Annotated in this window: 23 protein-coding genes; 16 read left to right on the top strand and 7 right to left on the bottom strand. The window is 32.5% G+C overall.

The genetic code is table 11. From position 1 onward, the window contains the following. Together AAON49_RS11450 and AAON49_RS11455 are read left to right on the top strand one after the other, a co-directional pair. The gene (locus AAON49_RS11450) at positions 1 to 963 is read left to right on the top strand and encodes a CPBP family intramembrane glutamic endopeptidase (RefSeq protein ID WP_349554716.1); all 963 of its coding nucleotides are present in this window, start codon (positions 1 to 3) and stop codon (positions 961 to 963) included. Further along, positions 947 to 2,005, top strand: a complete 1,059-nt coding sequence (locus AAON49_RS11455; RefSeq protein ID WP_349554718.1) for an AMP-binding protein — start codon at positions 947 to 949, stop codon at positions 2,003 to 2,005. The genes AAON49_RS11450 and AAON49_RS11455 overlap by 17 nt, the downstream gene beginning before the upstream one ends. A gap of 20 nt (positions 2,006 to 2,025) precedes the next feature. Here the strand turns inward: AAON49_RS11455 and AAON49_RS11460 are convergent, their stop codons facing one another. The 3 genes from AAON49_RS11460 to AAON49_RS11470 all read right to left on the bottom strand — a co-directional run bounded on the left by AAON49_RS11460 (position 2,026) and on the right by AAON49_RS11470 (position 4,977). After that, positions 2,026 to 2,508: a hypothetical protein gene (locus AAON49_RS11460; protein WP_349554720.1), complete on the bottom strand. Its 483-nt coding sequence runs from the start codon at positions 2,506 to 2,508 to the stop codon at positions 2,026 to 2,028. A gap of 37 nt (positions 2,509 to 2,545) precedes the next feature. Beyond that, positions 2,546 to 3,265 carry a YebC/PmpR family DNA-binding transcriptional regulator gene (locus tag AAON49_RS11465; RefSeq protein WP_349554722.1) on the bottom strand — a complete coding sequence of 240 codons (720 nt, stop codon included), beginning with the start codon at positions 3,263 to 3,265 and terminating at the stop codon, positions 2,546 to 2,548. A gap of 83 nt (positions 3,266 to 3,348) precedes the next feature. Further along, positions 3,349 to 4,977 carry an acyl-CoA carboxylase subunit beta gene (locus AAON49_RS11470; protein WP_349554724.1) on the bottom strand — a complete coding sequence of 543 codons (1,629 nt, stop codon included), beginning with the start codon at positions 4,975 to 4,977 and terminating at the stop codon, positions 3,349 to 3,351. A gap of 148 nt (positions 4,978 to 5,125) precedes the next feature. Between AAON49_RS11470 and AAON49_RS11475 the strand changes: the two genes are divergently transcribed. From AAON49_RS11475 to ettA, 9 genes are all read left to right on the top strand, one after another. Next, positions 5,126 to 5,653 (top strand): NADPH-dependent FMN reductase, encoded by a 528-nt coding sequence (locus AAON49_RS11475; RefSeq protein WP_349554726.1) that lies wholly within the window; start codon positions 5,126 to 5,128, stop codon positions 5,651 to 5,653. Between the two features lie 144 nt (positions 5,654 to 5,797). Next, entirely contained in the window at positions 5,798 to 8,317 is a 2,520-nt protein-coding gene (locus AAON49_RS11480) for a S9 family peptidase (protein WP_349554728.1), read from the top strand. 2 nt (positions 8,318 to 8,319) lie between these two features. Further along, on the top strand, positions 8,320 to 8,535 hold the full coding sequence (locus AAON49_RS11485; RefSeq protein WP_349554730.1) for a (4Fe-4S)-binding protein: 216 nt from the start codon (positions 8,320 to 8,322) through the stop codon (positions 8,533 to 8,535). 72 nt (positions 8,536 to 8,607) lie between these two features. Beyond that, positions 8,608 to 8,856, top strand: coding sequence for a glutaredoxin family protein (locus AAON49_RS11490; protein ID WP_349554732.1), 249 nt, complete (start codon positions 8,608 to 8,610; stop codon positions 8,854 to 8,856). Further along, positions 8,856 to 9,293, top strand: a complete 438-nt coding sequence (locus tag AAON49_RS11495; RefSeq protein ID WP_349554734.1) for a MarR family winged helix-turn-helix transcriptional regulator — start codon at positions 8,856 to 8,858, stop codon at positions 9,291 to 9,293. The genes AAON49_RS11490 and AAON49_RS11495 overlap by 1 nt, the downstream gene beginning before the upstream one ends. A 24-nt stretch (positions 9,294 to 9,317) precedes the next feature. After that, complete coding sequence (locus tag AAON49_RS11500) at positions 9,318 to 10,190, top strand: pirin family protein (RefSeq protein ID WP_349554736.1); 873 nt, start codon at positions 9,318 to 9,320, stop codon at positions 10,188 to 10,190. A 111-nt stretch (positions 10,191 to 10,301) separates the two neighbouring features. After that, entirely contained in the window at positions 10,302 to 12,326 is a 2,025-nt protein-coding gene (locus tag AAON49_RS11505; protein ID WP_349554738.1) for an oxidoreductase, read from the top strand. Positions 12,327 to 12,362: 36 nt separating this feature from the next. After that, complete coding sequence (locus tag AAON49_RS11510) at positions 12,363 to 12,539, top strand: CAL67264 family membrane protein (RefSeq protein WP_349554740.1); 177 nt, start codon at positions 12,363 to 12,365, stop codon at positions 12,537 to 12,539. A gap of 46 nt (positions 12,540 to 12,585) precedes the next feature. Further along, the gene (gene ettA / locus AAON49_RS11515; protein WP_349554742.1) at positions 12,586 to 14,277 is read left to right on the top strand and encodes an energy-dependent translational throttle protein EttA; all 1,692 of its coding nucleotides are present in this window, start codon (positions 12,586 to 12,588) and stop codon (positions 14,275 to 14,277) included. Between the two features lie 33 nt (positions 14,278 to 14,310). Here the strand turns inward: ettA and AAON49_RS11520 are convergent, their stop codons facing one another. Next, entirely contained in the window at positions 14,311 to 15,087 is a 777-nt protein-coding gene (locus AAON49_RS11520) for a hypothetical protein (protein ID WP_349554743.1), read from the bottom strand. Between the two features lie 236 nt (positions 15,088 to 15,323). Between AAON49_RS11520 and AAON49_RS11525 the strand changes: the two genes are divergently transcribed. The 5 genes from AAON49_RS11525 to AAON49_RS11545 all read left to right on the top strand — a co-directional run bounded on the left by AAON49_RS11525 (position 15,324) and on the right by AAON49_RS11545 (position 19,820). Then, on the top strand, positions 15,324 to 15,821 hold the full coding sequence (locus AAON49_RS11525) for a DinB family protein (RefSeq protein WP_349554745.1): 498 nt from the start codon (positions 15,324 to 15,326) through the stop codon (positions 15,819 to 15,821). A gap of 39 nt (positions 15,822 to 15,860) precedes the next feature. Then, on the top strand, positions 15,861 to 16,904 hold the full coding sequence (locus AAON49_RS11530; RefSeq protein ID WP_349554747.1) for a helix-turn-helix domain-containing protein: 1,044 nt from the start codon (positions 15,861 to 15,863) through the stop codon (positions 16,902 to 16,904). A 77-nt stretch (positions 16,905 to 16,981) separates the two neighbouring features. After that, positions 16,982 to 17,746 carry a type 1 glutamine amidotransferase domain-containing protein gene (locus tag AAON49_RS11535; RefSeq protein ID WP_349554749.1) on the top strand — a complete coding sequence of 255 codons (765 nt, stop codon included), beginning with the start codon at positions 16,982 to 16,984 and terminating at the stop codon, positions 17,744 to 17,746. Then, positions 17,743 to 18,159 carry a nuclear transport factor 2 family protein gene (locus AAON49_RS11540; RefSeq protein ID WP_349554751.1) on the top strand — a complete coding sequence of 139 codons (417 nt, stop codon included), beginning with the start codon at positions 17,743 to 17,745 and terminating at the stop codon, positions 18,157 to 18,159. Before AAON49_RS11535 ends, AAON49_RS11540 begins: the two co-directional genes overlap by 4 nt. After that, complete coding sequence (locus AAON49_RS11545) at positions 18,156 to 19,820, top strand: serine hydrolase domain-containing protein (RefSeq protein ID WP_349554753.1); 1,665 nt, start codon at positions 18,156 to 18,158, stop codon at positions 19,818 to 19,820. The genes AAON49_RS11540 and AAON49_RS11545 overlap by 4 nt, the downstream gene beginning before the upstream one ends. On the opposite strand, the gene AAON49_RS11550 is transcribed toward AAON49_RS11545, so the two are convergent. The 3 genes from AAON49_RS11550 to murQ are packed head-to-tail and all read right to left on the bottom strand — an operon-like array spanning position 19,817 to position 21,927. Beyond that, positions 19,817 to 20,872, bottom strand: a complete 1,056-nt coding sequence (locus AAON49_RS11550) for an ATP-grasp domain-containing protein (RefSeq protein WP_349554754.1) — start codon at positions 20,870 to 20,872, stop codon at positions 19,817 to 19,819. The two genes, AAON49_RS11545 and AAON49_RS11550, sit on opposite strands and share 4 nt — an antisense overlap. Further along, on the bottom strand, positions 20,873 to 21,118 hold the full coding sequence (locus AAON49_RS11555; RefSeq protein ID WP_349554756.1) for a DUF6095 family protein: 246 nt from the start codon (positions 21,116 to 21,118) through the stop codon (positions 20,873 to 20,875). It abuts the gene before it with no gap. Further along, complete coding sequence (murQ, locus tag AAON49_RS11560) at positions 21,118 to 21,927, bottom strand: N-acetylmuramic acid 6-phosphate etherase (protein WP_349554758.1); 810 nt, start codon at positions 21,925 to 21,927, stop codon at positions 21,118 to 21,120. Before murQ ends, AAON49_RS11555 begins: the two co-directional genes overlap by 1 nt. Between the last annotated feature and the right edge of the window lie 47 nt (positions 21,928 to 21,974).

A 21,974-nucleotide genomic window follows, 5' to 3' on the forward strand; every position in this document is an offset into this window, starting at 1 on the left:
ATGAATTTTTTTCAAACAGGATACAAAGGAAGAAACGATTGGTGGATGTACATAGTGATGTTCTTTGTCATTTTTTTCACAAGTATTTTAGGGCAACTCCCAATTACCTTTTTAGCACTAAGTAAAGTTGGAGGCGATATGCAATTATTTACAGAAAGTGGGCAAAATAATTTTGCAGATCTTGGAATAGATTCTAATCTATACTTGTTTCTCATACTTTTATCTTTTATAGTACCTCTCATATTTTTCATTCTAATTTTAAAAGGAATGCACAAGAAAAAATTCTCTTGGGTTGTTACATCTAGAGAAAAAATAGATTGGAAAAGAGTCTGGTATGGTGTAGCCATTTGGGGAATAGTTACAATTGGATTTATTGGAATAGATATATTTTTAGCTCCTGAAAATTATGTTTGGAATTTTAAACCTATTCCATTTTTCACGCTTTGTTTAGTTTCCATACTGTTTATTCCTTTGCAAACTACCTTAGAAGAAGTATTGTTTAGAGGATATTATATGCAAGGTTTAGCGCTTTGGCTTAAAAATAGGTGGGCTCCACTTATTATTATGTCTGTGGTTTTCGGAGTACTCCATATTTTCAATCCAGAGATAGATAAGTTGGGATATACCATTTTAGTTTTTTATATAGGAACTGGATTCTTTTTTGGAATTACAACCTTATTAGATGAAGGAGCTGAATTGGCTATAGGTATGCATGCTGTAAATAATGTATTAGCAGCTCTTTTTGTAACAACAGATTGGACCGTTTTTCAAACGGATGCTTTGTATGTAGATATCTCTGAACCTACACTTGGAATAGAAATGTTATTACCTGTGTTTGTTTTGTATCCAATAGTGCTGTTTATTTTTACTAAAAAGTATGGATGGACAAACTGGAAGGATAAATTATTTGGAAAAGTAGAAGAACCTGTAAATTCTGCGGTTATTGATGAACTTGGTTCATAAAGATTTTCAATTAAATGGAATTTCTTTTGTTTCTGCAAAGGAAATCATGGAGTATTCAAATACTTTATCAAATGTTCTATGTGATTTTTTAAAAGATTGGTTTTCTGATGAAGAATCGATTACAGTAAAAACATCCGGATCTACTGGAAAACCAAAAGCAATAGAGTTAAAAAAAGAATACATGATTAACTCTGCTAAGGCTACAGGAGAATTCTTTGAACTTAGCAACAAAACAACAGCTTTGTGTTGTTTGCCTATTGATTTTATTGCCGGTAAAATGATGATTGTTAGAGCTATGGTTTTAGGCTGGAATATTGATGTAATTGAGCCTGATTCTTCGCCATTACAACACAATAACAAATCATACGATTTTTCTGCAATGGTGCCGTTACAATTAAAAAACTCACTTGATAAATTAGCTCAAATCAAAAAACTGATTGTTGGTGGGGGAGTGGTGTCATTAGAATTACAGAAGCAGTTGCAGGAAGTTTCTACTCAAGTATATGCCACTTATGGAATGACGGAGACTATTACACATATTGCTGTTAAAAAGTTAAATCATTTGAGAACTGTCATTTCTAACGAATGTGAGAAACCTCATTATCAGATTCTACCAAATATTTCCATAAAACAAGATAACAGAAATTGCTTGGTTATTGAAGCTCCAAAGGTTTCAGATGAAACAATTGTTACTAATGATGTCATAGAATTAATTTCAGAAACAGAATTTCTTTGGAAAGGACGTTATGACAATGTGATCAATTCAGGAGGAGTGAAATTACATCCAGAAGAGATAGAAAGAAAACTTTCAGAATGTATACAATCGCGATTCTTTGTTGCTGGAATTTCAGATGATTCTCTAGGAGAAAAATTAATTCTTGTCGTGGAAGGAGATTTTGATACTGTCATTTCGAATGAAATGAGAAATCTCAAAACACTTTCTAAATACGAAAAACCTAAAGAGATCTTTTTTGTCAAACAGTTTGTAGAGACAGAAACAAAAAAAATTCAACGTCAAAAAACATTGGATTTGATATTTTGAGAATTCAGGCAAACTGATTTTTAACTACCACCGATATCATCAATGGAATCTAAAGCTACTTTTTCTAATGGAGTTTTATGAACTTTTAGGTTATCTATAAAAAGAAGAATACTTATCACGAATAAGAGTAGGAAAATAATATCTCTTATGATAAAAAATTCAGAACCAACACCAGTTTGATTGAAGAATAGATTGTTTTTTATAAGCATAACAACGGCTGCTCCAGATAATAAAAATGATGAAACAGCGAATACAAGATCACTAATTCGAATAATTTTGTAAAAACCCGTGCTTCTATCAAAACTAGCAGTAAATTTTTTGACATTAAAAATAATACTAGGAATACAAACTAAAGTATAAAAAAGAGGAATTAGTAAGCTAGGGTCACTTTCTAATTTGTAAGCAATATCATGGCCAGCTATTTCGGTATATAAGATAACTATACCAAGAATAAAAATAGAAGTCAGTACAAGAATGAATAAAATTCTTAAGAGTTTTTTCATGAATTATGCAAAACTTGTTTCTTCTTTTCTTTGACTACTATTCAACGACCATGCTATGATAGACGTTTTGAACATCATCATCTTCTTCTAACTTCTCTAAAAGTTTCTCTACATCAACTTTTTGTTCGTCATTTAATTTGGTTGTTGAAGTTGGAATTCTCTCAAAACCAGAAGAAATAATTTCTACGTTGTTTTCTTCAAAAAAAGACTGAATGGCTCCAAATTGCTCAAAAGGTGCATAAATGATAATTCCTTCTTCATCATCAAATACTTCCTCAACGTCAAAATCAATCAACTCCAATTCTAACTCTTCCATATCGATAGAAATATCTTCTTTTTTAACGGTGAAGTTACACGTGTGATCAAACATAAAAACAACCGATCCAGAAGTTCCAAGATTTCCTTCACATTTGTTAAATGCAGCTCTTACATTTGCAACAGTTCTGTTGTTGTTATTGGTAGCGGTTTCTACCAAAATAGCAATCCCATGCGGAGCATATCCTTCAAATAAAACCTCTTTGTAGTTGGCAGTATCTTTATCAGAAGCTTTCTTAATCGCACGTTCAACATTGTCTTTTGGCATATTAGCTGCCTTGGCATTCTGAATGACAGCTCTTAATCTTGAGTTTGTTTCAGGATTAGGACCGCCTTCTTTTACAGCCATTACTATATCTTTTCCGATTCTGGTAAACGTTTTGGCCATTGCCGACCAACGTTTCATTTTACGTGCTTTTCGAAATTCAAATGCTCTTCCCATGCAGTATTGTTGTAAGTTTTCTAAATTCTAAATTCTTTACTTTTTTCTCTTTTCTCTTTTCTCTTTTCTCTTTACTCTTTTCTTTACACCTGTATCACACCCAAATTAAACTTTTTTTCTATAGGAGAATGGTCAGCAGCCTCAATTCCCATTGAAATCCACTTACGAGTGTCTAATGGGTTAATTACAGCATCTGTCCATATTCTGGCAGCAGCATAATAAGGAGATATTTGTTCGTCGTAACGTGATTTTATTTGATTGAATAATTCTTCTTCTTTTTCTTTGGTAATTTCTTCTCCCTTTTTCTTTAAGGCAGCTGTTTCTATTTGTAGTAAAACTTTAGCGGCCGAATTTCCACTCATTACAGCAAGTTCTGCACTTGGCCAAGCAGCAATTAGTCTAGGATCATAAGCTTTTCCACACATCGCATAATTACCTGCTCCGTAAGAATTTCCTACAACAATTGTGAATTTTGGTACTACAGAATTGCTTACTGCATTTACCATTTTAGCGCCGTCTTTTATAATTCCTCCATGCTCAGATTTAGAACCTACCATAAACCCTGTTACATCTTGTAAGAAAACTAACGGAATTTTCTTCTGATTACAATTAGCAATAAATCGCGTTGCTTTATCAGCAGAGTCAGAATAAATTACTCCGCCAAACTGCATCTCTCCCTTTGCATTTTTTACTACCTGACGTTGATTGGCTACAATTCCAACTGCCCAACCATCAATTCTAGCATAAGCAGTAATAATGGTTTTTCCATAACCTTCTTTATATTCATCAAACTCAGAATTATCAACCAAGCGTTTGATAATTTCTTTCATGTCATATTGCTCATGACGTGCTTTTGGTAAGATTCCAAAGATGTCATCTTCATTTTCTTTAGGCTTTGTAGCTTCAATTCTGTTGAAACCAGCTTTGTTATAGTCGCCTATTTTTCCAACAAGATTTTTAATTGTGTTTAGAGCATCCTTATCGTCTTTAGCTTTGTAGTCTGTTACTCCAGAGATTTCACAATGAGTTGTTGCTCCTCCTAAAGTTTCGTTATCTATAGATTCGCCAATAGCGGCTTTCACTAAATAACTTCCTGCTAAGAAAATACTTCCAGTTTTATCTACAATCAACGCTTCATCGCTCATAATAGGTAAGTAAGCTCCTCCTGCAACACAACTTCCCATAACAGCAGCAATTTGGGTAATTCCCATACTACTCATTACCGCATTATTTCTAAAAATACGTCCAAAGTGTTCTTTATCTGGGAAAATTTCATCTTGCATAGGCAAATACACTCCAGCACTATCTACCAAATAGATAATAGGAAGTTTATTTTCAATCGCAATTTCTTGAGCTCGTAAATTTTTCTTTCCAGTAATTGGAAACCAAGCACCAGCTTTTACAGTAGCATCATTGGCAACAACAATACACTGTTTTTTTTGAATGTAACCAATCTTCACAACAACCCCACCAGAAGGACATCCGCCATGCTCTTTATACATATCTTCACCAGCAAAAGCACCTATTTCAATACTTTCGGCGTTTTTATCTAAAAGATAGTCAATACGCTCACGAGCCGTCATCTTTCCTTTCTCGTGATGTTTGTCTATTCTTTTTTGACCTCCACCTAATTTTACTTGCGCAAGTCTTCTTCGTAATTCCGAGGCCAAAAGTTTATTGTGATCTTCGTTTTTATTGAAGTTAATATCCATTCAAAAAAATTTATTGCGAATTTACAAAAGTTTAGCTTGAAGTAGAAGTTTCTGTTTCTTAAAAAGTTTTTAAAAAGTTACATGGAAATATATTCCTTGGAAAATAAAAATATAATTAGTACATTTGTCTCAGAAAAAAACAACAATAATGAAAAAAATACTTGCCTTTGCAGGAAGCACCAGCTCTACTTCTATAAATAAAAAACTAGCTACATATGCAGCATCACTTTTAAATGATACAGAATTTGAAGTGATTGATATGAACGATTATAATGTTCCTTTGTTTAGTGAAGATGAAGAGAAGAATGGTTTTCCTAATGCTATTAAAGAATTGGCTAAAAAGCTACATTCTGTTGATGGTTTTATAGTTTCTTTAGCGGAACACAATGGTTCCTATGCTGCTGCTTATAAAAATACAACTGATTGGTTATCGAGAGTAGAAAGAAATATGTTTAATGGAAAGCCCATGTTATTAATGGCTACTTCACCTGGAGGAAGAGGAGGTGTTGGAGTATTAGCAGCTGCTAAAGCTTATTATCCACACGCTGGAGCTCAAGTAGTTGAAGATTTTTCGCTGCCAAAATTCTATGATAATTTTCAAGAAGGAAGAATTACTGAGGAAGAACTCAATGAAACTCTAAAAACTAAAGTGGTAAATTTCGAATCAGTATTATAAATAGCTGATAATGATAAATTAGAAAGGATTTAACAATTACACTAGATATGTTGAATCCTTTTTTTGATTATGTTAAAATAAAAAAACCTAACTTTTAATTTATTAAATTCGTCGGACAAACTTCTAATTTCAACTAAACCCATCATGAAAAAGCTTACATTTTTAGTTTTATTGTTATTTATTTCTACCTCTAATTTTGCTCAGGAAAACTCTGATGAAAAGAAAACTCCTAAGCCTAACTACCGTTTGGCTGCTAGATTTTCACCAACAAATATTGGAAAATTGGTACACTCAACTTCTGTAAGACCTAATTGGTTAAAAAGAGGAAATCGTTTTTGGTATCAATACAAGACCAGCGAAGGTTCTAAGTATTATTTGGTAGATGCCGATGCTAGAAAAAGAACTCCATTATTTGACAACGTGAAAATGGCAAAATGGTTGTCTGAGATTACAAAAGACCCATATGAAGCAAAACACTTACCAAGATTCAACTTCAAGTTTGTAAAGAATGAAACAGCTATTCGTTTTCGTGTAACTTCTAACGAGAAAGTAGAGGTAAAAGACGATAAAAAAGATGGCAAAAAAGACGACAAGAAGAAAAAGTCTAAGAAGAAACCAAAGATGGAAAAGAAAGTATATCACTTAGAATATAGATTGGGTGGTAACGGACTAACTATCATTGATAATGATAAAGAAGAAAGAAAAAAATGGCAAAGCTGGGCTAATGTTGCTCCAGATAGCTCAATAGTGATTTATTCTAAAAATCACAACTTATATTGGATGGATAAAGAGAACTTCTTAAAAGCTACAAAAGATGAAAAAGATTCTACCATTGTAGAAAACCAATGGACCAAAGATGGTGTTGAGAATTTTGGATATGGTGGAGGTTCTTGGGGTGAGAACAACGAGACAAAAAAGAAAAATAAAGACAAAAAGAAAAGAGTTTTTGTAAACTGGACTCGAGACTCTAAAAAGTTTGTTTTTCAGAGAACAGACTCACGTCATATTAATGATTTATGGGTTATCAATACTACATCTGGAAAAAGACCAACACTTGAAACTTATAAGTATCATATGGCTGGCGAAAAAGATTTTTACAAGCCTCAATTGTTAATATTTGATGTTCCTTCAAAAGATGTAGTCAAAGTAAAATTAGATACAACTGTTCAACAATCCGTTTCTGTATACTCAGCTCCAAGAAAAAAGGCAATAGATTGGGATGAGTTAAATCCGAACTACTTGTTGTCTAAAAAAGGAAAAGTATATTTCAGCACTGTGAGTAGAGATAGAAAAAGGTTGGATATTCATGTAGCAGATATCAATACAGGAGAAGTTAAAACACTTATTGAAGAACATTCTAACACCTACATAGAGAATAGAGGTAAAGCCATTCGTTTATTTAATAATGAAAGCGAAATTCTACATTGGTCTGAACGAGATGGTTGGGGACATTTCTACTTATATGACTCAAACGGAAATCTTAAGCGTCAGGTAACAGACGGTCCTTTTCATGTAGATAGATTTGAAGGTGTAGATGAAAAGAATAGAGTATTATATTTTACTGCAAATGGAGTTAAAAAGGGTATCGATCCTTACTATTCTCATTTATATAGAATAAACCTGAATGGAACTGGAATGAGAAACTTAAACCCAGGAGATTTTAATACTGGAGTAAATGTTTCCGATTCTAAAAAGTACTTTGTAAGTAACTATTCTAGAGTAAATACAGTTCCTAAATCTGAATTAAGAAATTCGGCTGGAGCTTTAATTATGAAGTTAGAAGAAGCAGATCTTTCTCAACTTTTTGCAACTGGATATAAATTTCCAGAGCCATTTAAAGTAAAAGCAGACGATGGTATTACAGATATTTACGGAGTAATGTACAAGCCATTTGATTTTGATCCGAATAAGAAGTACCCATTAATAGAGTATGTATATCCCGGACCACAAACTGAAGCTGTAAGTAAATCGTTCTCACCAAGAATGAATCGTACTGATAGAATGGCTCAAGTAGGTTTTATTGTAATTACATTAGGAAACAGAGGAGGACACCCAAGCCGCTCCAAATGGTACCACACTTATGGTTATGGTAATTTAAGAGATTATGGTTTAGCTGATAAAAAATATGTTGCAGAACAATTAGCAGACAAACACGATTTTATAGATATCGAAAAAGTAGGAATCTTTGGCCATTCTGGAGGTGGATTTATGTCTACAGCTGCCATGCTAGTGTACCCAGACTTCTTTCACGTAGCAGTTTCTTCAGCAGGAAATCATGATAACACAATTTATAATAGTTGGTGGAGTGAAACCCATCATGGTATTGAAGAAATTAAAGATGCGAAAGGAAATATTTCTTACAAATACCAAATTGATAAAAATCAAACACTAGCTAAAAATTTGAAAGGAAAATTAATGTTAGTTACTGGAGACGTTGATAATAACGTTCACCCAGGCGGAACAATTAGAATGGCTGATGCTTTGATAAAAGCAAATAAGCGTTTCGATTTTATGATTATGCCAGGACAAAGACATGGTTTTGGTAGAATGACTGAATATTTCTTTTGGTTGAAAGCAGATTACTTTAGCAAACATCTTTTAGGAGTTGAAGTTAATGATGTGAATGTGAATGAGATGAATAGAGAAAAACCAAAAAATAAATAATAATGAGTGATAAAAAGATTGTAAAAGAGTATAGTAATGGAGACATTACTGTACTTTGGCAACCTCACTTGTGTACTCACTCAAAAAAATGCTGGAAAGGCTTGTTACCTGTTTTTGACCCTAGAAGAAAACCTTGGGTAGATATGGATGCAGCTTCTAGTACAAAGATAGTTGCGCAAGTAAATGAATGCCCTTCTAGAGCATTGTCTATAAAATAAGTGTGAAACGGAATTATATTCCTTGGAAAATAAATTTATTTTCCTTAATTTTGTGCCTTGAAAGGAGGTAACATGAAAATTACTTTATACGGAAAACAAGGTCACGCACACTCGGTAGCATTCAAAAACTTTTTAAGAACATCAGATATAGATTTTCATTATGTTGATGTGCTAAAGAATGAAGACGCCAAACAGCATACAAGTGAATTGTACGAAGGCCAAATTAAGTTTCCAACATTGTTTGTAGATGATGAGATTTATTTAACACCATCATCTGATGACTTTAATAAAATCATGAAAGATTTAAAATTAAGAGGTTAATGGGAGATATAGCAAAAGATATCAATTCGAAATTCACCGATCCTAAAATTAAAGCTTTAATTAATATTAAGTACACAGCTAATTGGATCAACAGTCACGAAAATGAATCTTTTAAACCCTATGGAATTTCGCCTCAACAGTATAATATTCTAAGAATATTAAGAGGAGCTAAAGAACCAATTAAAGTTCAAACAATTAAAGATAGAATGATTGAAAGAGCTCCAAACGCTACTCGTTTAATGGATAAACTATGTGATAAAGGTCTTATAGAACGAGTACGATGTGAACACGACAGAAGAGTAGTTTATATCAATATTTCTGACTCGGGACTGACATTGTTATCGGAAATAGATAAGAATATCAAACTTGAGTTTTTAGAAAATTTCAGTAATGAAGAAGCTACTATTCTAAGTGATTTATTAGATAAAATCCGTTAAAAAAAATTTAAACAAATATTTTCCATGGAAAATAAATTAAAAACAATACAGCATAAAACTGATAGTCCTATGGTGAGTATGGGACCAGTAAGATTGAGACAACCTATTCCTAATCAAGGAATAGAGCAAGTAGACCCATTTTTATTATTACATCATTATGGACCTTATGCAATATCTCTGTTAAATAATCCATTTGATTTAGGACCGCATCCTCATAGAGGATTCGAACCCATTACATTGTTATTTAAAGGAGAACAATTGCATAGAGATTCGTTAGGAAACGAAATGTTGGTAAAAGCTGGGGATGTACAATGGACTACTGCAGGTAGAGGAGTTATTCATGCTGAAGGACCTAGTAAAGAATTTGTTGAAAGAGGAGGAGAGTTAGAAGGAATTCAGCTGTGGTTAAATCTACCCGCTAAAAAGAAAATGATACCCGCAGCATATCAGCATATAAAAAACGAAGAAATACCAGTTGTAATGAATGATGATACTAGTATAGCTTTAAAAGTTGTAGCTGGAGAGCAAGCTGATAAAAAAGGATTGATAAAAACCCAAACAGATGTAAATGTATTTACAATAAGAGCTAAGGAAAATGGTGAGATGAATATTAAACTTCCAATACATCACAATGCAGCATTGTATTTACTTGATGGAGAAGTTATAGTGAATAATCAACACAATTTGAAAAAAGGGAAGATGCAAATGTTAACCTTCAATCAAGATGGTGATAGAATACATATAAGATCTAGCCAAGAAAGTAATCTATTAGTACTTTCAGGAGAACCTATCAATGAAAAAGTAACTTCTTGGGGACCATATGTAATGAATACACAAACTGAAATCATGGAAGCTTTACGAGATTTTCAACAAGGAAAAATGGGGTATCTATACTAAAATAGCTTACTGTAAGTCATTAAAAACCAGAAGAGAAATCTTCTGGTTTTTTTATCCTAAAAAATTGTATCTTGCTAAATATTATGCATGCATAGTAAATAATTGAATTTTATGAAGTACAAGCACATATTTGAACCCTTAGATTTAGGTTTTACCACAATAAAAAATAGAATTTTAATGGGTTCTATGCATACTGGCTTAGAGGAAGAGAAAAATGGAATTGATAAGATAGCAAAGTATTATGCAGAAAGAGCAAAAGGTGGAGTAGGACTAATTGTTACTGGTGGGATTTCTCCAAATATTCAAGGATGGACTGGTCCTTTCTCTGCAAGAATGTCTTCAAAAAAGCATGCTAAACATCACCAAAAGATTACGAAAGCAGTTCATGCTGAAGGTGGGAAAATATGTATGCAAATTTTGCATGCAGGAAGATATGGATATCATCCATTTAATGTGGCTCCTTCAAAAATAAAAGCGCCTATCAATCGATTCAAACCCTTTAAATTAACAAAATCTGGAATTCGAAGAACCATCAAAGATTTTGTCAACTGTGCTAAACTTTCTAAAGTAGCTGGCTACGATGGAATTGAAATTATGGGTTCAGAAGGGTATCTAATCAATCAATTTATTGTTGAGCACACCAATAAAAGGACAGATGAATGGGGAGGCTCTTATGAGAATCGAATGAAACTTCCTATTGCTTTGGTAAAATCTGTAAGAGAAGCTGTAGGTGAAAACTTCATCATTATCTATAGACTTTCAATGTTAGATTTGATAGAAAAAGGGAGTTCTTGGGAAGAAGTTGTGATGTTAGGAAAGGAAATTGAAAAAGCTGGTGCTACAATTATTAATACAGGAATAGGTTGGCATGAAGCTAGAATTCCAACCATTGCAACCTCTGTTCCAAGAGCCGCATTTACTTGGGTGACAAAAAAAATGAAAGAAGAAATTTCTATTCCTTTAGTTACTTCAAATAGAATTAACATGCCTAACGTGGCTGAGGAAGTTTTAGCCAGAGGAGATGCCGATATGATTTCTATGGCAAGACCTTTCTTAGCAGATCCAGAATGGGTGAATAAAGCAGAGCAAGAACGAGAAGATGAAATTAATACTTGTATTGCCTGTAATCAAGCTTGTTTAGACCATGTCTTTAAACAAAAAGTAGCAAGCTGTTTGGTAAACCCAAGAGCTTGTCATGAAACAGAACTAAATTACTTACCTACCAAAAACAAAAAGAAAATAGCTGTAGTTGGAGCAGGTCCTGCTGGATTAGCCGTTTCTACAATTGCTGCGCAACGAGGACATCAAGTAACCTTGTTTGATGCTGATAAAGAGATTGGAGGTCAGTTTAATATAGCCAAACAAATTCCTGGAAAAGAAGAGTTTTATGAGACAATTCGATATTTCAACAAACAAATAGAACTTCATAATGTAGAAGTAAAATTAAACACTCGTGTTACTGAAGAAGACTTAAAAAGTTCTGATTTTGACGAGGTTGTTATTGCAACAGGGATCAAACCAAGAACTCCTAAGATAGAAGGAATTGAACACAAAAAAGTGTTGAGTTACCTTGAGGTTCTTAAAGAGAAAAAACCTGTAGGAAAAAGAGTTGCAGTTATTGGAGCTGGAGGAATTGGTTTTGATTTATCAGAATATCTCTTACACGAAGGAAAGTCTACTACCTTAGATTTAAATAAATGGTTAGAAGAATGGGGCATTGATAAGACTATGGAAGCTCGTGGAGGAATCGAAGGTGTTCGCCCTATCATTCATCCAAGTGAACGTAAAGTATTTATGTTTAAAAGAAGTAAAGGAAAGTTTGGAGGAAATCTTGGAAAAACAACAGGTTGGATTCATAGAGCTAATTTGAAAAAACAAAATGTTCAATTCATCAATGAAGTACAGTACACAAAAATTGATGATCAAGGATTACACTACACTCAAAATGAAGAAGAGAAAGTTTTAGAAGTTGATAACATTGTTATTTGTGCTGGACAAACTCCTTTAAGAGATCTATATAATTCTTTACAAGATTCTGGAAAAAAAGTTCATGTAATAGGAGGAGCTGATCTAGCTGCAGAATTAGACGCCAAAAGAGCCATCGATCAAGGAAGTAGATTGGCTGCAACTTTATAAAGTTATATATTTGCTACTTCACTAATAAAACCTTTTATGAATAAAAATGGAGTTTTGGCATGGGCAACCATCATTATGATTGTTGTCGGAATTGCTCTTATAGGGTTAGGAGCTTTTCGTTATAATGAAGTTGCTGGTTGGGGATTTGGAGCTGTTGGTATAGGGTTCTTTGCAATAGCTTGGGTGTTTAACGCACTAAAAGGAAGAGTGTAAATCACTCTCAAAATTTTCTAAAATAATATATTAAAAATACTGCCTAATGTCTGATGATAAAAAGGTAATCTTCTCCATGTCTGGAGTAAGTAAAACCTATCAAAGTACAAACAAACAAGTCTTAAAAGATATTTACTTAAGTTTCTTTTACGGAGCTAAAATTGGGATTTTAGGATTGAATGGATCCGGAAAATCTACATTGCTAAAAATTATAGCGGGAGTTGAAAAGAATTTTCAAGGAGATGTTACTTTTTCTCCAGGCTATAAAGTTGGTTATTTAGAACAAGAACCTCAGTTAGATCCTGAAAAAACAGTTATTGAAGTTGTAAAAGAAGGAGTAGCAGAAACAGTCGCTATTTTAGATGAGTACAACAAAATCAATGACATGTTTGGTTTAGAAGAAGTGTATTCTGATGCTGATAAAATGGAGAAATTAATGGCTCAGCAAGCAGAATTACAAGACAAGATTGATGCTTCTAATGCTTGGGAATTAGATACCAAGTTAGAAATTGCTATGGATGCATTAAGAACTCCAGATTCCGATAAAAAAATAGGAGTACTCTCTGGAGGAGAAAAAAGAAGAGTAGCCTTGTGTAGATTGTTGTTGCAAGAACCAGAAATTTTGTTGTTAGATGAGCCTACCAACCACTTAGATGCAGAATCTGTACATTGGTTAGAACATCATTTGGCACAATATAAAGGAACCATTATTGCTGTAACTCACGATAGATATTTCTTAGACAATGTTGCTGGATGGATTTTGGAATTAGATAGAGGTGAAGGAATTCCATGGAAAGGAAATTATTCATCTTGGTTAGATCAAAAATCAAAACGATTAGCACAAGAAAGTAAAACAGCATCCAAACGTCAAAAAACACTTGAGCGAGAGTTAGAGTGGGTTCGACAAGGAGCTAAAGGAAGACAAACCAAACAAAAGGCTCGTTTAAAAAGTTATGAACGTTTAATGAGTCAGGACCAAAAACAACAAGAAGAAAAACTAGAGATATTTATCCCGAACGGACCAAGATTGGGAACGAATGTTATTGAAGCTATAGGAGTTTCAAAAGCCTATGACGATAAGTTGCTTTATGAAAATTTAGAATTTAATTTACCTCAAGCTGGAATCGTTGGAATTATTGGTCCAAACGGAGCTGGTAAGACTACCATTTTCAAAATGATTATGGGAGAAGAATCGGCAGATAAAGGAAACTTTAAAGTAGGAGAGACGGCAAAAATTGCTTACGTAGATCAGTCACATTCTAATATTGACCCTAATAAATCTATTTGGGAGAACTTTTCTGATGGTCAAGATTTAGTGATGATGGGCGGAAAGCAAGTCAACTCAAGAGCCTATTTAAGTCGTTTTAATTTCTCTGGAAGCGAGCAAAACAAAAAAGTCAATACACTCTCAGGAGGTGAACGAAATAGATTGCATTTAGCAATGACCTTAAAAGAAGAAGGTAATGTGTTGTTGTTAGATGAGCCAACAAATGATTTAGATGTAAATACATTAAGAGCCTTAGAAGAAGGTTTAGAAAACTTTGCCGGTTGTGCAGTAGTAATTAGCCACGATAGATGGTTTTTAGATAGAATATGTACTCATATTTTAGCCTTTGAAGGAGACAGTCAAGTCTATTTCTTTGAAGGTTCTTTTTCAGATTATGAAGAAAACAAGAAAAAACGTTTAGGAGGCGATTTAATGCCAAAACGAATTAAGTATAAAAAACTAATTAGATAAAAAAAACCGAGCATTCCGCTCGGTTTTTTTTTGTTAAGATCTTCTTCTTTTTTTCAATTCTTTTTTCTTTTGATCAACTTTTTTCTTCTTCGTATAAATTCTTTTTTTATTCTCTGAACTTCTTTTAGATTGTGCTCTCTTCTTAGAGTCTACTTGAGTTCCTCTTCTTTTTTGAGTAGTTCTCTTTGCAGGTTTTCTTCTTTTTAAAATTCGATCTCTAGAAACCTTAGCATTTTTATTCGCTCTGTAGTAATAAAAATTATCATCTTCTCTAATTTGCACATAATTGTTTCTAAACTCACTTCTGTAGAAATAAGGGTCGTCAAATAAACAGATTGTACCTAAGTTAAGGTTAAATCCTACAGAAAAACTATCATACCCATTGTAGTAATAGTCGTTATACCTTACCTGTCCGTAGAACCTTGGAGTTCCCCATCTGTTGTATCTAATTCTTAGATCGCCAACATTGGTCAACCTTCCTCTATTATATCTCATATATACAGAACCGATTCTTCTAACATTTCCTCTGAAATCATATCGTATGTAAACATTTCCAATTCTTTTAACTCTTCCTTGATAATCTCTTTGGATTGGAATTCTTCGATTTCTCCTTGTCCTAAGATACCTTGAGTCAAAATCGAAATCTCCATTTAAGAAGACATGAAATCTAATTCCTTTTTCTACAAAGGATACTGCATCATCGTAACGATTTTCTACCCCAAAGATCTTAGTTGATTTTTGGCCGTTGTTGGCTTCAACATAAGAAACCATCATGAACATTGCTAATAAAAATAGTACACCTTTTTTCATAATTTATGGTTTTAGGGTTTTTGCCTACTCGTATGCTTTTCGGCTTCCGCATTTGATAAACAAATTCCAAAGAGCGTGCCAAAAAATAATAAGAACCCTTTTTGAAACGTTTTTTGTAATAGAAAGTCTTTATTACGACTACTGTTGTGTTGTGAAGTATTTTTAATAGAAATCAACAGAAAATTTCACAAATTTTAAATTAAACTCATATATTTATCACTGAGAAAATCACATTTATGATTGACGCCATTGAAAAGAACCTTAATAGGGGAATCAAATTACTTAATTCTATTACCGACGAACAATATAGTTGTACTTCTACACCTCCCTATTTTTCTAGTATTGGTTCTCATATGAGACATATTTTAGACGTTTTTTCTTGTATTTTTAATGGCCTGGAAAGTAAAAAAGTTGATTTTTCTGCAAGGGAAAGAAACCCACTTGCAGAGCAAACTACAGAAGCAGGTATCGAATATTTTAATTCAATTATTTCCAAATTACATCAACTTTCAGAAAACGATTTCAACTTAATGATTTCTGTTACAGATGATTTAGGAACCGGAAATGTTACTGCCAATTACACCTTAGGAAGTGCTTTGATTCAAGCTCATAGTCATGCTATTCATCATTTTGCTACTATTGGATTTATCATCAATAGATTAGGAGTAGAATTGCCAGATGAAGATTTTGGATACAACCCAACAACCCCAAAAAAAGAATTAGTAAATTCTTAAGAGATTCTTTTTCTATATTTACTGTAAACAATAGTTTGAGTGGAAATAAGTAAAGAGCTTTTATTTTTCTTTAGTGCTTTAGGAGCATTCAACGGAATCGTCTTAAGCTTATATTTTCTATTCTTTGTAAAATCCAAACATATTTCCAATAAGTTTTTAGGAGCTTTTTTGCTAATGATGAGTATTAGAACTGGAAAGTCTGTTTTCTTCTATTTCAATCCTGATTTATCATTTCATTATTTGCAATTTGGATTAACAGCTTGCCTATTCATAGGTCCTTTTCTATATTTTTATGTAATGTCTGTTAAAGGTTTTCATAACTTAATTAAAAAGGAATGGAAATACCATTTTGGGTTTTTACTAATTACTGCTTTAATTGTTGGATTCTTATATCCTTTTGAGGCAAATATACATCTATGGCGACCTTATTTTATTAACGCTATTTATTACATATGGTTAGCTTACACTTTATTCGCAGCATATAAGTTGGTACCAACTTTAAGAAGCATACTTTTTAACAGATCTAAAGTTGCCAGTTTAGATATTTGGGTCTTAAGTATTTTCTTTGGAAATTTTGCAGTTTGGGCATCCTATAAATTCTCTTACTTTACTAGTTATATTACAGGTGCATTAACTTTTTCTTTTCTTTTTTACATAATGATATTGTTTTTGGTTTACAACAAGAAAAAGAACAAGGTTATTTTTAGTCCTACTGAAAAATATGCTGACAAGAGGTTTGATTCTTCAGAAGCGATGATATTAATTGAGACCTTGAAAAAAGTGATGAATGAAGAATCTCTTTACAAGAACCCAAACTTAAAATCTTCAGATGTAGCTTTAAAGATTCAATTAACCACTCATCAGTTTTCTCAATTGTTAAATGATAACCTAGGAAAAAACTTCGCGAGTTTTATCAATGAATATAGAATAGAAGAAGCTAAAAAAAGATTGCTTTCAAACTCTAACTTTACTTTAGAAGCAATTGCGTATGATTGTGGTTTTAATTCAAAATCAACGTTCTACACTGCTTTTAAGAAAATTGAAGGAGTAACTCCAACGCAATTTAAAAGTTCAAATTTATAAATCCGAACTTCTAATTTATAACTCAAAAACACTTTTAAAAAGATATAATTCATATTAGCTGAAATTTATATTCAGTTATGAGAACCGTCATTTTATGCTTTTCTGTTTTCTTGTTAGTTTCTTGTGAGTCTTCAAAAGATAGCAGAAAAGAAATTAAGGATAAAATTCTATTCATTGTTTCCAATCAACATACTTATGGGGATACAAAAATAAATACAGCAAATCATTTTGGAGAAATTGTTTTGGCTTATGATGTTTTAATAAAGAATGGATACCAAGTAGATTTTGTAAGCCCAAAAGGAGGGGCAATACCTATAGGTTATTTAAATACTTCGGATAGCATTCAAAAATATTACTTATACGATTCTAATTTTATGAATAAACTCAAAAACACGAAGACTCCAAATCAAGTGAATTCTTTAGAGTATAGAGCTGTTTATTATGGAGGTGGAGGAGCTGCAATGTTTGGTGTACCAGAAGATAAAAGCATACAAAAAATTTCTACCGATGTGTATAATAGTAATGGAATTATCTCATCTATTTGTCATGGTACAGCGGGAATAGTAAACTTAAAAATAGATAATGATAATTATTTATATGCTAATAAAGATGTAAATGGATTTCCAGACCTATTTGAGAATAAAAGCGCCCAATATTATAAAACTTTTCCATTTTCTATTGAAGAAATCATCAAAGAAAGAGGAGGGAAGTTTAGTTACTCAAAAAATGGATGGGATAACTATTTTAAAGTTGATGGTAGGTTAATTACAGGGCAAGATCCAACAGCGGCTGCATCAGTAGCTAATGAAATTATTAAAAAATTAAAAACATTAAAAAAATGAAAAAACTAATTCTACTTTTTATCCTTTTTGCAGGTTTGTCTATTCAAGCACAATCAGAAATTGAAGCTATAAATAAAGTCTTGTATGATTACATAGAAGGAACTGCGAATGGCGAACCACAAAGACTTAAAAGTGCTTTTGATGAGAATTTTAACCTCTATTTTGTTGCGAATGATTCTTTGAGAGCTTGGTCTGGTAAGCAATATGTGGCAAATGTAAAAGAAGGAAGAAAGAGTAACAGAATAGGAAAAGTACTCTCTATTGATTATGAAGGAAATGCTGGAGTTGCCAAAGTTGAAATTTTAATGCCTTCGCGTAAAAGAATTTATACTGATTATTTTTTGCTTTTAAAGGTTAAAAATCAATGGAAGATTATTCATAAGTCATTCACTTTTAAAAATTATCCAGAATGAGAAAATTAATATTATTGATTCTATTGACTTCATTTACAGGTTATTCTCAAAGTAAAAATCTAGATGAAAAACTTGATAGTTTATTGGCTAATTATGTAAATGCAAATAAACCAGGTTTGGCTGCAGGAGTAATTAAAGATGGGAAAGTAGTATACTTAAAAGGATTTGGACTTGAAGATATTGAAACAAAAAAGCCAATAACCATTCAAACTAAATTTCAAGTAGATGATTTAGCAAAACAATTTACGGTACTAGCTATTCTATTGCTAGAACAAGAAGGGAAATTATCTTTAGAGGATGATGTGAGGAAGTATTTACCAAGCTTGCCTGAATATAGTTTTACCCTCAAAGTAAAACATTTGTTAAATCATACGAGCGGCTTACACACCTTGCATCCACTCAAGGAACTATTAAACATTAGATCTACTGATGTTTTTACTCATGAAGATGCTATTAACATTATTTCTTCTCAAAAAAAATTAAACTTTAAACCTGGAACTCAGTTTTCATATCATACTTCAGATACTGAGGTCTTACTAATGGTAGAAATAGTGAAGTCAATTTCTAAGCAAACATTTCAAGAGTTTACAAAGAAGCAACTTTTTGAACCTATGGAAATGAAGAATACTTCTTTTAACAATTCAAGAAATATACTCTCTAATTTGGCTAAATCTTATTCAATTGATGAGAAAACTAACTATAATCCAGTTAACGATTTAACGCTAGGAGTTTCTAATTTATATACAACAGTTGAAGATTTTGCAAAATGGTTTCAACTCTATTACACGAACAAAAAACTCTCCGATTTAGTTAAAAAGCTAGACGCTTATGTAACGTTAGATTCAGGAAAAGAGTTTGCTTCAACTTGGGGTAAATTAACCTTAGGAAGATATTTTGATCATCCAGAAAGAGGTTTGCCTAAAATGTCTTGGCAGTATGGCTTAGTTGCTGGTTATGGGGCAAATGTTTTTAGATATCAATCTCATGATGTAGTTTCTTTTGTGTTGGGTAATAACAATCGATATAATGGAATGCCAGCTGGTTTGTTGGGAAATCACATGATGGAAAAAGAATTTACAGAACCTGCCGAAATAGAGTATTCTGAAATTGATTTTAAGACATTGTCTAAGAGGGATTTAAAGAATTTTGAAGGTGTTTATTGGGACAAAACTAATAGTTTAGTGAGAGAGATTTATGTGAAAAATGACACGCTTCGTTATAAAAGATTAGAAAGTAACAGAGAAACTGCATTATTAGCCTTAGGCAATAATAAATTTCAGTTTTACTTAAGAGGCGATACTGAAGTTTTTATAACATTTACAAAGAATACTTTTGAAGTCTCTTCTTTAGGAAGCGATGTAAGTGTTTATAATAAGGTAGATTTGGTTGATCCTAATACCCTTCATTTATCTGATTATGTAGGGCATTATTACAATAAAGAATTGGATGTTATTGTGAAATTTTCATTGAAAGAAAGCGTGTTAACAGTGTCTAATCTTAAAACAGAAACAATTAGATTTTATCCAATTGTAAAAGATGCCTTTAGAAGCAATACATACATTTATTCAGGAGTTCAATTCACACGAAAGAATAATAAAGTAAATGGATTTAATATCAATACTGATGGTGTAAAAGAGCTCTTTTTTGAGAGAATTCTTTAAATATCTTGTTTAGATAATTTCTTCAAACGATTAGAATAGGCCTTTAAAGCAAACATTTCTTTTAAAAAAGGAATCACTTTTCTGTAAGCAACTTTATTATACTTGTGATTGTAGATTGCAATTTTGTAAAGTTGCTTCCAGTGTGTTCTTATTGTTTTTAACGCTTTCCAATAATTCATATCTGTGGTATCATAGATATGAGTAGGTTCAGCTAAAATTCCATTCAATTCCAGAATTTTAAACTTTCCTTGGTTAAGCTCATCCAATGTGTTGTATTTTACATCCAACCTTCCATAATACCAACCTTCTACTTGATTACTTAAACGATTTAAAGCTTCTTCAAGCTCTTCATTAATCAAATGATTTCCATTCATAAATCGAGTTCCTTTTGAATGATTTCCAATAGAAGAAAGTTTAATGGATTCATTGAGATGAGGAATAGACTCCCAATCGATTAAAGAGTCGTTTTTAATTAAATTGTAATATAAAAAAGCTCTCTTGTCTGATAAAACCAATTCTTTGATTGTAGATTTTCCATCGCCAGTAATGGTTAAAAACTCTTTTAAGGTAATAGAAGTAACTTTTCCTTTTTTCTGATTTGGATGTCTGTAATAAAAAATACCGCATTCGTTCTTATGGTTTAAAAACTCTTGTATAATAATTGGAACGGGATATTTATTTAAATAAGCAATAAGTTCTTCGCTATTCTCAATCTTTTTAACAAGTAATCCTCTAAAGCCAACATCAGGTTTTACAATAATGGGATACTGAATATTTTGTCTTGTAAGTTCTTGTAAAGTATCACTGATATCTGATGATTGGTCGTGTAAAATAGATTTTGGAATGTACTCTTTTGGTAAGATGTGTAATGTCTTGAATTTTGATTCAGAGCCAATTCCAGAATTGGTAATTCCTGGATTAACAGCAGTATAAAAAACTAAATTTCTTGCTACCAAGCCATGTACAAATGCATAAGGAATATTAGGAATGTAGAACATTAATAAAGGCCAATGTTCCCAATGAAAAATCTTATGAAGTTTACTATTTGCCAATTATTTATCGTGAAAAAGAGAACTTAAAATAGTTCTAAAAGTTTTAAAAGCGTAAAATACGGTAAACAACATTAGCAATGAAGAAACGATCAAAAAGGCAATACTAAACCAATATTGAATTCCTTCTTTGAAGATAGCTATTGCTTTGAAAGACATGCTTAACAATATAGGAGAAGCAATAAATAAAAGCAATAAGAGGCCAAGTTGCTTTAATCCTTTTCTTAAGATGTTAAAATCTGTACCCATTATTTATAATTTTGAATTGCTGCCCTAACGCTTCCGTATTCTTCTAACAACTCTGAAGCCTTAGACGAATCAATGTCTAATTCCTTAACCAACATTCTAATTCCTCTATCAACCAATTTATCGTTAGAAAGTTGCATGTCTACCATTTTGTTTCCTTTTACTCTTCCCAGTCGAATCATGGTAGCTGTAGACAACATGTTTAAAACCATTTTTTGAGCCGTTCCTGCTTTCATTCGAGAGCTTCCAGTAACAAATTCAGGCCCTACCACAACTTCTATAGGAAACTGTGCAACTAGACTTAAAGGTGAGTTAACATTACAAGTTATACAACCTGTTACAATATTGTTCTTATTACAATTTTCTAAAGTTGAAACTACATAAGGAGTAGTTCCTGAAGCTGCAATTCCAACTACGATGTCGTTTTCAGAAATTGAATAATCTTGGAGGTCTTTCCATCCTTGAGTTGTGGAGTCTTCAGCAAATTCAACAGACTTTCTAATAGCAGTATCACCACCAGCAATCAACCCAATAACTAGATCATGTGAAACACCAAATGTGGGTGGACATTCAGAAGCATCTAATATTCCAAGTCTACCACTAGTGCCAGCCCCAATATAAAACAATCGCCCACCTTGTTGAAGTTTGGTAACGATTTGATCTGTTAGTTCTGCAATTTTAGAGACGCTTTTTTGAACAGCTTCTGCAACTGTTTGATCTTCTCTATTGATGTTTTGAATGAGTTCATACGTACTCATTTTTTCTAAATGGTTATAAGAAGAATCTTGTTCTGTAGTTTTCGTAAAACTCATACTCAAAAGTAAACATTAATCCACAAAAAAAGCAGGCAAAAGCCTGC

Origin of the sequence: Pseudotenacibaculum sp. MALMAid0570 (assembly GCF_040151415.1) — a bacterium.
Classification (GTDB): Bacteria; Bacteroidota; Bacteroidia; order Flavobacteriales; family Flavobacteriaceae; genus Polaribacter.